At 63.2% G+C, this 10,489-nt stretch carries 12 protein-coding genes; 5 read left to right on the forward strand and 7 right to left on the reverse strand.

Annotated features, from left to right (window positions below):
* The first annotated feature begins 8 nt into the window (after nucleotides 1–8).
* A complete protein-coding gene (locus LN996_RS17240) occupies nucleotides 9–1,400 on the forward strand; it encodes a class I adenylate-forming enzyme family protein (RefSeq protein ID WP_231341630.1) in 1,392 nt (463 codons plus the stop codon).
* Complete coding sequence (locus LN996_RS17245; protein WP_269215793.1) at nucleotides 1,393–2,598, forward strand: thiolase family protein; 1,206 nt, start codon at nucleotides 1,393–1,395, stop codon at nucleotides 2,596–2,598. The genes LN996_RS17240 and LN996_RS17245 overlap by 8 nt, the downstream gene beginning before the upstream one ends.
* On the opposite strand, the gene LN996_RS17250 is transcribed toward LN996_RS17245, so the two are convergent.
* The 3 genes from LN996_RS17250 to LN996_RS17260 are packed head-to-tail and all read right to left on the reverse strand — an operon-like array spanning nucleotide 2,595 to nucleotide 4,603.
* Nucleotides 2,595–3,233 (reverse strand): energy-coupling factor transporter transmembrane protein EcfT, encoded by a 639-nt coding sequence (locus LN996_RS17250; RefSeq protein WP_231341632.1) that lies wholly within the window; start codon nucleotides 3,231–3,233, stop codon nucleotides 2,595–2,597. The two genes, LN996_RS17245 and LN996_RS17250, sit on opposite strands and share 4 nt — an antisense overlap.
* Nucleotides 3,230–3,967 carry an energy-coupling factor ABC transporter ATP-binding protein gene (locus LN996_RS17255; protein ID WP_231341633.1) on the reverse strand — a complete coding sequence of 246 codons (738 nt, stop codon included), beginning with the start codon at nucleotides 3,965–3,967 and terminating at the stop codon, nucleotides 3,230–3,232. Before LN996_RS17255 ends, LN996_RS17250 begins: the two co-directional genes overlap by 4 nt.
* Before the next feature lie 18 nt (nucleotides 3,968–3,985).
* Entirely contained in the window at nucleotides 3,986–4,603 is a 618-nt protein-coding gene (locus LN996_RS17260) for a biotin transporter BioY (protein ID WP_231341634.1), read from the reverse strand.
* 275 nt (nucleotides 4,604–4,878) lie between these two features.
* On the opposite strand from LN996_RS17260, the gene LN996_RS17265 reads away from it, so the two are divergent.
* Nucleotides 4,879–6,477 (forward strand): ABC-F family ATP-binding cassette domain-containing protein, encoded by a 1,599-nt coding sequence (locus LN996_RS17265; protein ID WP_231341635.1) that lies wholly within the window; start codon nucleotides 4,879–4,881, stop codon nucleotides 6,475–6,477.
* A 22-nt stretch (nucleotides 6,478–6,499) separates the two neighbouring features.
* Here LN996_RS17265 and LN996_RS17270 read toward each other — a convergent pair whose 3' ends face one another.
* The 4 genes from LN996_RS17270 to LN996_RS17285 are packed head-to-tail and all read right to left on the reverse strand — an operon-like array spanning nucleotide 6,500 to nucleotide 8,605.
* Nucleotides 6,500–6,985, reverse strand: a complete 486-nt coding sequence (locus LN996_RS17270; RefSeq protein ID WP_231341636.1) for a YbaK/EbsC family protein — start codon at nucleotides 6,983–6,985, stop codon at nucleotides 6,500–6,502.
* Nucleotides 6,969–7,835, reverse strand: coding sequence for an SURF1 family protein (locus tag LN996_RS17275; RefSeq protein WP_231341637.1), 867 nt, complete (start codon nucleotides 7,833–7,835; stop codon nucleotides 6,969–6,971). Before LN996_RS17275 ends, LN996_RS17270 begins: the two co-directional genes overlap by 17 nt.
* Complete coding sequence (locus tag LN996_RS17280) at nucleotides 7,836–8,111, reverse strand: hypothetical protein (protein ID WP_231341638.1); 276 nt, start codon at nucleotides 8,109–8,111, stop codon at nucleotides 7,836–7,838.
* Nucleotides 8,108–8,605 carry a DUF3099 domain-containing protein gene (locus tag LN996_RS17285; RefSeq protein WP_231341639.1) on the reverse strand — a complete coding sequence of 166 codons (498 nt, stop codon included), beginning with the start codon at nucleotides 8,603–8,605 and terminating at the stop codon, nucleotides 8,108–8,110. The genes LN996_RS17280 and LN996_RS17285 overlap by 4 nt, the downstream gene beginning before the upstream one ends.
* Before the next feature lie 154 nt (nucleotides 8,606–8,759).
* On the opposite strand from LN996_RS17285, the gene fabG reads away from it, so the two are divergent.
* Nucleotides 8,760–9,485, forward strand: coding sequence for a 3-oxoacyl-ACP reductase FabG (fabG, locus tag LN996_RS17290; protein WP_231341640.1), 726 nt, complete (start codon nucleotides 8,760–8,762; stop codon nucleotides 9,483–9,485).
* A gap of 116 nt (nucleotides 9,486–9,601) precedes the next feature.
* Nucleotides 9,602–10,354 (forward strand): SDR family oxidoreductase, encoded by a 753-nt coding sequence (locus LN996_RS17295; RefSeq protein ID WP_231341641.1) that lies wholly within the window; start codon nucleotides 9,602–9,604, stop codon nucleotides 10,352–10,354.
* Nucleotides 10,355–10,489: the final 135 nt, after the last annotated feature.

The raw sequence follows: 10,489 nt of genomic DNA on the forward strand, positions 1-10,489 counted from the left end.
TTGTTTGGATGCCTTTCCTGGACAAACTTCAGCTCTGGGCCGATGAGCGCCCCCACGACACCGCCGTCGTTGTGGGCAGCAGCCGGCTCACCTGGGCGGGACTCCGTGACGCCGCAGCGACCTTGATCGGCGACGCGGCGGACATGACCGTTCTCGCAGAACCAAACTCCAACCGCTTCATTGAGCGATACGTGGCGGCGGTGGCCGGGGACCGTCGTTGTGCGGTGCTGGACCCGGAATGGCCGGCGCCCATGATCGACGAAGTAGCGTCGCGCATCGTTGGGCAGGGGGCGGCATCAGATACGGAGCTGGTGGACGGAGATCCCTCCACTACTTTCCTCATCGGCCTGACCTCCGGCACTACCTCTGTTCCGAAGGCTTTCACCCGCTCCCGCCGCTCCTGGCAGGTGTCGTTCGAGGCGTCCATCGAATTCTTCGGCCTCTCACAGGATGACCGCACGTTGGCACCGGGTCCCCTTTCCGCCAGCCTCAACCTCTACGCCCTCTCCGAGTGCCTCTACGCGGGTGCTGCTTTCCATACGCTGGAATCGTTCGACGTCGGAGACGCACATGCCGCCATCAGCCACGACGGCATCACCCGCCTCGTGGTGGCGCCAACGATGCTGCGATTGCTCAGCGAGCGGGGGTTGGCCGGCGACGTCGATGCATCGGGTATCCGCAGTATCGTGTGCGCCGGCTCCAAACTGGATGCCCGGACGTTGGAGGCCGCCAGGCGGTGGGCCCCACGCGCGGCTATCTACGAGTACTACGGCGCCTCCGAACTTAGCTTTGTCTCCGGTACCCGGCTGGCCGCTGGTGAACCATTGGACGCCGGGGGCACCGGCATCGGCTTGCCCTTCCCGGGTGTGGAATTGTGCATTCTCGACGACGCAGGCCAGGCTCTTCCCGATGGCGGGCACGGCAACATCAGTGTCCGCAGCGGGATGGTCAGCAACGGTTACCTTTGGGGCGACGATGGACAAGCCCTCCGGTGCCTGGACGGGTGGTACACCGTAGGCGACCAAGGATTCCTTGAGAATGGCGTCCTCCACATTCTTGGCCGCCGTTCCGACATGATCATCACTTCGGGAAAAAACGTCTACCCCCACGAAGTGGAACTGGCAGTGGCTTCCGTGCCCGGCATAGATGTTGCCGTCGCTGCTGGTGCGCCTGACGATATTCGCGGCCAGAAGGTGATTGCCGGCGTCGTGCCTTCCTACGGTGCGGTCACCGCCACCCAACTTCGCAGCGGCCTGGACGGGTTACTGGCACGGGACAAACGGCCGTTGCAGTACTACATGTTGTCGGAGCTGCCGATGACGGACCGCGGCAAGGTCAGCAGGAAGGTCCTCCTTGACTGGGTCAAGAACCACGACCCCAGGGCCCAGCCTCTTGGGTAGCGATGGCAGCGCAGCCGGGGGAGTAGCTGACGAATCCCGTCTGCCAGTGATCGTCGCGTCCCTTCGATCACCTATTTGCCGGGCAAACGGCCGTTTGAAGCATCTCCGCGCGCCTGATCTCCTTGCACCGGTATTGGGGGCGCTGCTGGAATCCCTCGCCGTGGATCCGGCGGAAGTGGACGACGTCATCATGGGGAACGCTGTGGGCGGCGGCGGAAATGTGGCCAGGTACGCCGCACTCCAGGCCGGGATGCCCCTCTCCGTGCCCGGTCTCACTGTGGACCGGCAATGCGGCTCAGGCCTGGACGCGATCGCTTTGGCATCCAGGCTGGTGGCGGCCGGCGGAGATCCGCTGTATCTCGTCGGCGGTGTGGAAAGCATCAGCACCGCACCGGCCAGGGCCAACCGGAACGGCGACGGCGAACTGGACTTCTACTCCCGTGCCAACTTCGTGCCACCGCAGTTTGGCGATCCGGACATGGGTGTTGCCGCCGAGAATGTGGCCCGCGAATACGCCGTGACGAGACAGCAACAGGATGAATACGCGCTCCGCAGCCATCAACGCGCAGTTCGGACTGCCAAAGACGGTAGGTTTGCGGGCGAGATCGTGCCGATCGAAGCCAATGGAACAGTGGTGGATTCCGACGACGGACCCCGGGCGTCGCTTGCTGCGTCAACCATGGCGAGATTCCCCGCTGCGTTCGTACCCGGCGGCACGGTCACGGCAGCAAACTCATGCTTCGACGCGGACGCTGCATCCGCCGTCGTCATCACGTCCCTGAAGCGTGCACGCGCCATGGGCGCGACTGACGGCTTGTTGGTGCTCGGCTGCGACACCACGGGTGTGGATCCGCAGCTCCTCGGTATCGGCGCCGCACACGCAGCGCACCGTCTCCTGACGAGTCAATCCGTGGCCGCCAACAGCGTGGACTTGGTCGAGTTCAACGAGGCTTTCGCTTCACAGACCATTGCATGCCTGAACCACCTGGGCATCAACCCGGAGAGGGCAAACCTCGAGGGAGGCGCCCTGGCCTTGGGGCACGGCTTCGGCGCATCCGGGGCTGTCCTGGTGACCCGGTTGCTTGCCCAGGCACGCAGCCGCTACGCCAGGCAGGGCGACAGCCCCCTGGCTTTGGCGATGATCAGCATTGCCGGTGGCATGGGAACTGCGGCGCTGATGCAGTACTCGCGGCTCTAGTTTCCGAAAGCAGCGTCATCCGGCTCACCCAAACCCCGTGCAGCCAACGCATCGCCGGTCTGCCTGGCGTATGCCACGGTAGTGATGAAGACCGGCAGGATGAGCGCCCTGGGATTGCGCTCCAGTCCCCGCGCACGAGCTGAGTCCCTCACGTCTGAAAAGGCGCCGGCTATGAAGGGAATGCTCCTGAGCATCACTGCGATGGTCAAGGCAAAGCGTTCAGGGTCGGCACCAAAACGGCGGAATGGCTTGGCAAGGGCAGCCACTCCGTCCAGCAGGTCCTGCACCGGAGTAGTGGCCGTCAGCACTGAGGCCGCCACAACGCACACCAGCACGTTCAGAACGATGCGCGCAGCCGTGGGACCGCCGAGTTGCCACCACTGGAAGAGCCCGATGATAAGCACGATGGGCGCCACCAGCCAGATGGCCCTGACCAACCTTCGCGGGCCTGCGCCGGTCAGCAGGAACAAGCCGCACATGACGGCGAAGACCAGCAGGGAGATGATCCAGTCCACTATCAGGAAGGATGCCGCTCCACAGGCGGCCACCACGACGAATTTCAGCCAGAGGGGAGTGCGGTGGACGATCGAGTCTCCGGGGACATAATTGGCGATCAGGAAGCCATGGCCCCTCACTGGGGCGCCTTTCCGAGCGGTAGGTCGTCCAACGCAGTTGCGCACAAGGCACGGTAATGGGCAACGCCGGCTGCCGCGTCGCCGTCGAATACTATGCGTCCTGACTCGACCACCAGAACGCGGTCCATATCGAGGGCGAGGTCCAAGTCGTGGGTAGACATAATGACCTGCTGGTCGAGTCCGGCCACGGTTCGCCGCAGGAGTTCGCGGTTGCGGAGATCCAGCAGCGTGGATGGTTCGTCGAGGACCAATACTTTGGGATTGACGGCCAGGACTGCGGCAAGGGCCAGTAGCTGCCGTTCACCACCGGAGAGTTCGTAGATGCTTTGATCGGCCACATGCAGGAGCCCGAAGCGATCCAGGACGGCGTCTGCACGCGCAGCCCGCTCCTTGGAGTTCTTTATGGACCGGCGCAGGGAAAGCTCAACGTCTTCCCGCCCGGTGGGCATGACCAACTGGGACAGGGGATCGGTGAAGACGAAACCTACATTGCTTCGGACCCTGCGGACGGCCGACACTGTGTCATCGCCATGGACCAGGACAGTTCCACCGCTCGGTTGCACCAAACCATTCAGGAGCCGCAACAGGGTGGACTTCCCCGATCCGTTGGCACCGATGACGCCGATGCGGCGCTCGGGCAGGTCCAGGGAACAATCGTGCAGCAGGGTTTTGGGCGTCTCGCTGCCATCGACAGCGACGCGCACCGAGACCCTGCTGAAACTGATGGAGTTCATGGAGTGATGGTTCCCGCTTTACTTGACCCGACGTACCAGGACATCCGGGAAGGCCTTATGGATCGCCATGGCGATGATCACGGCCAGGACGTTCTTAATGATATCGCCGGGGACGAAGGGAAGGTCAGCCAGGAACGCCTTGCTGAAATCCAACCGGGCGTTGACCATCATGCCAAGGACGCCGAGTCCGTGGACGATGACTAGGCTGCTCACCATGGTCGCAGCAAACAACCATAGGGCACGGAACTTGACAGTCCGGCGGATGACCACCGCTGCAAGGTAGCCCGTCGCGGCGGCCGCCAGGGGGAACGCAATGATGTAGCCGGCTGACGGAGTCGCCAAGATGCCCAATCCGCTGCGGCCACCGCTGAAGATGGGCAGCCCCGCCAGGCCCAAAAGCACGTACAACCCGACGGCGGCGAAGCCACGTCCAGCGCCCAGCACCAGTCCGCTCAGCATCACCGTCAATGTCACCAGTGTGATGGGCACGCCAAGGGCACCCACAGGAATGCCAGGGACAATCGAGGAGGCCGCCACGAGGGCCGCGAAGACCGCGATGAGCCCGAGGTCGGTGGCAGTCCAGCGTTTGCGGGAAGTCGGGTTGTGCTGCCCAACGGCAGCGTTGGTTTGGCTCATGACGGGTCCAATCAGGTGCGATGCGATGAATGCGGAGCTTTCTCCCCCTGTTCTTGAGAATACGGATGCCGCAGGACCGGGTTTTTGGAGCCTTTCCACAACGCTGGCGGGTAGTTCTTTGGCGGGTGGCACAGTTTTACCGTTTTTGGGTCGATGTCAGCCTGCGGCCGGGGTGCCGGTAGACTTGAACAGGCTGTTCTCACAGCCACACTCCGCCGCAATTAACGGACCCACCGGTCCCCGCGCGCGTTCCCCATTGAAAGGCATCACCCGAATTGATTACCGTCCAGGACCTCGAACTCCGCGCCGGCGCACGCCTGCTCATGGACCAGGTTAACTTCAGGGTGGACAAAGGGGACAAGATCGGACTCGTCGGCCGCAACGGCGCCGGTAAGACCACCCTCACCCGGGTCCTCGCGGGTGAAGGCCTTCCGGCCGGGGGTAAAGTGACCCGCAGCGGCGAGATCGGCTACCTGCCGCAGGATCCCCGGACGCCGGACATGGAGCAACTCGCCCGCGACCGCATCCTTTCCGCACGCGGGTTGGACGTCGTGGTCGGCAAGCTCAAGAAGGCCCACGATGACATGGCCAGCGATGACGCAGCCGTTCAGCGCAAAGCCATGAACCGCTACGACCGCCTTGAAGCAGAATTCCTGGCTGGCGGGGGTTACGCTGCCGAAGCTGAAGCCGCCGCAATCTCCTCCAACCTTGCACTGCCGGACCGGCTACTCAACCAGCCGCTGAAGACCCTTTCCGGTGGCCAGCGCCGGCGTGTGGAACTGGCCCGCATCCTGTACTCCGATGCGGAGACGCTGCTCCTCGACGAACCAACCAACCACCTCGACGCCGACTCCATCACCTGGCTTCGTGACTTCCTGAAGAACCACCAGGGTGGCTTGATCGTGATCAGCCACGACACCGAACTTCTCGAAGCGACGGTGAACAAGGTTTACTTGCTGGACGCCAACCGCGCCCAGATCGACTACTACAACATGGACTGGAAGCGCTACGTGCTCCAGCGCGAAACGGACGAGCGTGCCAGGAAGCGCGAGCGTGCCAACGCCGAAAAGAAGGCCCAGGTCCTGATCGACCAGGCGAACAAGATGCGGGCCAAGGCCACCAAGGCAGTGGCCGCCCAGAACATGGCCAAGCGTGCTGAACGGCTCCTGAGCGGCCTGGAGGCCGTGCGCGAGAACGACCGCGTGGCCGCGTTGCGCTTCCCGGATCCTTCACCCTGCGGCAAGACCCCGCTGACCGCGGAAGGCCTCAGCAAGTCCTACGGCTCGCTGGAAATCTTCACGGATGTGGACCTGGCAATCGACCGTGGCTCCAAGGTGGTAATCCTCGGCCTTAACGGTGCCGGTAAGACCACGTTGCTGCGCATGCTGGCCGGCGTCGACAAGCCCGATACCGGGGACATCATCCCCGGTCATGGCCTCAAGGTGGGCTACTACGCCCAGGAGCATGAGACCCTCGACGTCGACCGCACGGTCCTGGAGAACATGCGTTCCTCTGCGCCGGACATGAAAGATGCGGAGGTCCGGGGAATCCTTGGCTCATTCCTCTTCTCCGGTGACGACGTCGACAAGCCTGCAGGCGTCCTCTCCGGCGGCGAGAAGACCCGTTTGGCCCTAGCCACCATCGTGGCCTCCAGCGCGAACGTCCTGCTCCTTGATGAGCCCACCAACAACCTGGACCCCGCCAGCCGCGCGGAAATCCTGGGTGCCCTCAAGAACTACAGCGGCGCCGTCGTCATGGTCAGCCACGACGAAGGTGCTGTGTCAGCGCTGAACCCGGAGCGCGTTGTACTGCTCCCGGACGGCGTGGAGGACCACTGGAACGAAGACTACCTGGACCTGATCACGCTGGCGTAAGCCTGGGGCGGGCCGCCAGCGGCTATCGGACCTGGAGTTCTTCAGCGTTGGTGATAGCCCTTAGTTCTTCGTAACTGATGGAGAACATGGAGTTGTGGTCTCCGGCTCCGGCCCAGAGGACAGGGTGTTCCTGGAGCGACGTGTCCAGGATGGTCCGGAGTTTCCGGGGGTGGCCAACTGGCGCTACTCCTCCTACTTCCTGGCCCGTGTGCTCCAGGACGAAATCCGGCTTCGCCCGGCGAATTCTGCCGGAACCCAGTTGATTTGCCACCAACGATGTATCTACCCTGGCAGCGCCGCTTGCAAGGATGAGCAGTGGTGCGCCGTCGAGCTCGAAGATCAGGCTGTTGGTGATTGCCGCCACCCCGCACCCCAGGACTGTCGCAGCGGCGGCCGCCGTCGGAACTTTGTCCGCGAAAATCCGAACCGTGTCCTGAGCGCCGGCTGCCGTCAAAGCGGACCTTACATTGGCGACGGGATCAGGTCTCGTATCAGTAGCCTTGAGCATCCAGGATTGCGTCTTCCTCTTCTTCGGACGTGGCGCGCTTGTTCTTCCGCGGAGCAGGGGTGCGCTTCTTCGGCGTACCACCGGCGGCTATTATCTGCTCGTCCTCTTCGTCTTCGGCGTCAATAGCCGCATTGCGGGCCTGTTGCCGTGCGGCATAACCGAAACCGATGAACATCAGGACGCCGAAGGCGAACCATTGCAGGGAATAGGAGAGGTGCGTTCCCTCCTCGGTGGCCGGCTTGGGGAACGGCGTTGGCATCGGCTGCACGGCTGGATCTTCACTGGCGAGTTGCCCGTACGCACCAGTGGCTATGGGGTAGGGAAGTTCGCTGGAGAAACTGGCCAAGTCGATCGAAGCGAGCTGCCCGTCTACTGCGCCGCGGTCCAACTTGGGTTCGGCGGGCTTGAGCCGGGCTATCACCGTGACCTCGCCCGAAGGGGGTGCCGGAACGACGTCGGGACGGCCGGGAGTGTTGTTGCCAATCGGCAGCCACCCACGGTCAATCACCACTGCTTCGCCTGTGGTCAGGCGGAAGGGAACCACGACGTCGTAGCCTGGCTGCCCGTTCAACGGCCGGTTACGCACAACCCGCTGGCCATCGAGGTCGTAGCTGCCACGGAGCTGAACCTGCGTCCATTCCCGTTCAGGATCCAGGGTGTCGAACTGGTTCTTGATCTCTGCGTAGGGGATGGGAGTGGCGGAGTAATTGCTGACCACGCGATTGATTTCTGCCAGCGTTTCGGCCCTGCGGTCCATCTGCCAGCGGCCCAGAAACACGCATGCCGTAGCGAAGATGACAGCCAGAACGAAGTACCCCAGCCATTTGCTGGAGAAGAGGAAACGGTACATTCAGCCGGCCTCGTTCGCCGCGGCATCGGCCTCCGTGAAGGGTACGGTTTCCTTCCAAAGGCTGCGCGTTTGCAGATAGTCCTCCAGCCACTCACGGTGGTCTCCACAAGAAAGCCACACTTTGCGCCGCTCGGGGGTGTGGATGCGGGGATTGTTCCACAAGAGTTGCCACTGGGCATGGGATTGGCAGCCCTTGCGGGAGCAGAGCGCGGGGCCGGTGGCCCGTGCGGACTCCTGGCCGGCCCCACCTGGGCCAGCAAGACTAAAAATGTTCATGAGGCCGCCCGTTCATCGCCGGATTGCCCGGCTTCGCTTGCATGACCCGTCGATGGGCCCTCTTGTTTGGTCGGTTGTTCTTCATCCACCAGCTCTCCCTGGAGCACAGTGGGCGCGTCCGACGGTTCTTCTTCAGGCTCGGTGGAACGTTCGATTTCAGGGACTGCAACGTAGTCCAGCAAGGACTCGCTGTGATCCTCGGCCTTGTCGTTGCCGTTGGCGATGACCACGGCGATCCACGGAAGGAACACCGCCCCCGCGATGGCAATGATCTTGAACCAGCCATCCACCACGAAAATGAGGACTATGCAGACCATGCGGATGCCCATGGCCACCGCATACTTGATCATGCGCTCACGCATGTCTTCAGAGTGCGCAGCAGCCGCATCCGTGATGCTGTGGACTTCGGGGTCGCCGGAAACAGCATCCGGCTCCCCGGGCACTTGCTGCAGGGGACTGTTTTCTCGTGTCACAACTGAATCATCACGCTCCAAAGGCCTTTATCAATTCTCTCACCAAGGCCGTAGCGACCCAAACCGCGCAACGTGATGGCTACCCACGGGTTCCAGCGGGCGGCGGATAAGATCGAGACAGGAAAATCCCTCTTCAAAGCGGCAAGCGTGTGCCGCAGAATTTCGGAGCGAAAGTATGTCTGAAGCAGTATCCACCGGCCGCAGCGTCCTCATCACCGGAGGCAACCGCGGCATCGGCCTCGCCATTGCCGAATCGTTCCTTGCCAACGGAGACAAGGTCGCCGTCACCTACCGCAGTGAAACAGACCTCCCTGAAGGCATCCTGGGCGTCAGGGCCGATGTCACGGACGAAGCATCCGTGGACGCTGCCTTCAAGATTGTCGAAGAAGCACACGGCCCCGTTGAAGTACTGGTGGCCAATGCAGGTATTACCAAGGACACACTTCTGCTGCGCATGAGCGAAGACGACTTCACCTCTGTCCTGGATACGAACCTCACCGGGGCGTTCCGCGTCATCAAGCGCGCGTCCAAGGGCATGATCCGCCTTCGCAAGGGACGTGTGGTTTTGATCTCGTCCGTCTCCGGCCTCTACGGCGCGCCTGGCCAGATCAACTACTCCGCCTCCAAAGCCGGAATGGTAGGCATTGCGAGGTCGCTGACCCGGGAACTCGGCAGCCGGGGGATTACAGCCAACGTAGTAGCGCCGGGCTTCATCAACACTGACATGACTGCTGAACTGCCGGAGGAAACCCAGAAGTCGTACCTGGCCAACGTACCTGCAGGACGCTTCGCAGAGGCCTCCGAAGTAGCAGACGTAGTTCGCTGGGTGGCCAGTGACGAAGCCGCCTACATCTCCGGCGCCGTCATCCCGGTTGATGGCGGCCTGGGCATGGGGCACTAGCCCACTAGGCTGCACCCCCGTTTTTGTCCGAGGCCAACAACTGAATTCATCGTTGCCGCTGGCATGATGGAAGTCGAGGCCACGGAATTTGGATGAAGTGAACAAAAGGAGCATGAATGGGAACGCTGGATAACAAGACCGCCATCGTCACGGGATCATCGCGCGGAATTGGCGCCGAAGTTGCCAAGATCCTCGCCGGCGAGGGCGCCGCCGTCGTTGTGAACTACCGGCAGAAGGCGCCCCGCGCCAACAAGGTTGTGGCGGACATCAAGGCAGCTGGGGGTCGCGCAGCTGCGGTGGGCGCAGACCTGACCACAGATGAAGGTGTCCATGCCCTCGCCAGCACGGCCATGGAGGAGTTCGGTTCCCTCGATATCCTGGTGCTCAACGCCTCCGGCGGTATGGAATCCGGCATGGAGGAAGGTTACGCACTCAAGCTGAACCGCGACGCGCAGGTCAACATGCTCAATGCAGCTGTTCCGCTCATGCCCGAAGGATCGCGTGTCGTCTTCGTCACCAGCCACCAGGCACACTTCGTTGAGACCGTCCCCACGATGCCCGAATACGAGCCCGTGGCCAAGAGCAAGCGCGCCGGCGAGGATGCACTGCGTGCCCTCCTTCCCAATCTTGCGGACAAGGGCATCTCGCTGGTGATTGTTTCCGGTGACATGATCGAGGGCACCGTTACGGCGACCCTGCTGGACCGCTCCAACCCGGGAGCCATCGAAGCCCGCCGCGCCGAAGCGGGCAAGCTGTACTCAGTGGAGGAATTTGCGGCTGAGGTAGCCAAGATGGCCACCGCAGACGTCGAATCCGGACACACCGAATACGTTGGTGGCGCCGACTACTTCGGTAAGGCTGCCGAGTAGAAGAGCCTCGACCACCCCCGGGGGGGGGGGGGGGGGGGGGGGGCGCGGGGGGGGGGGGGGGGGGGGGCGCGCCCCGGCCGCCCCCCGCGCGGCGCCGCGGCGCGCCGGGGGGGGGGGGGGGGGGGGGGGGGGGGG

Origin of the sequence: Arthrobacter sp. AK01, assembly GCF_021109375.1 — a bacterium.
Classification (GTDB): Bacteria; Actinomycetota; Actinomycetes; order Actinomycetales; family Micrococcaceae; genus Arthrobacter.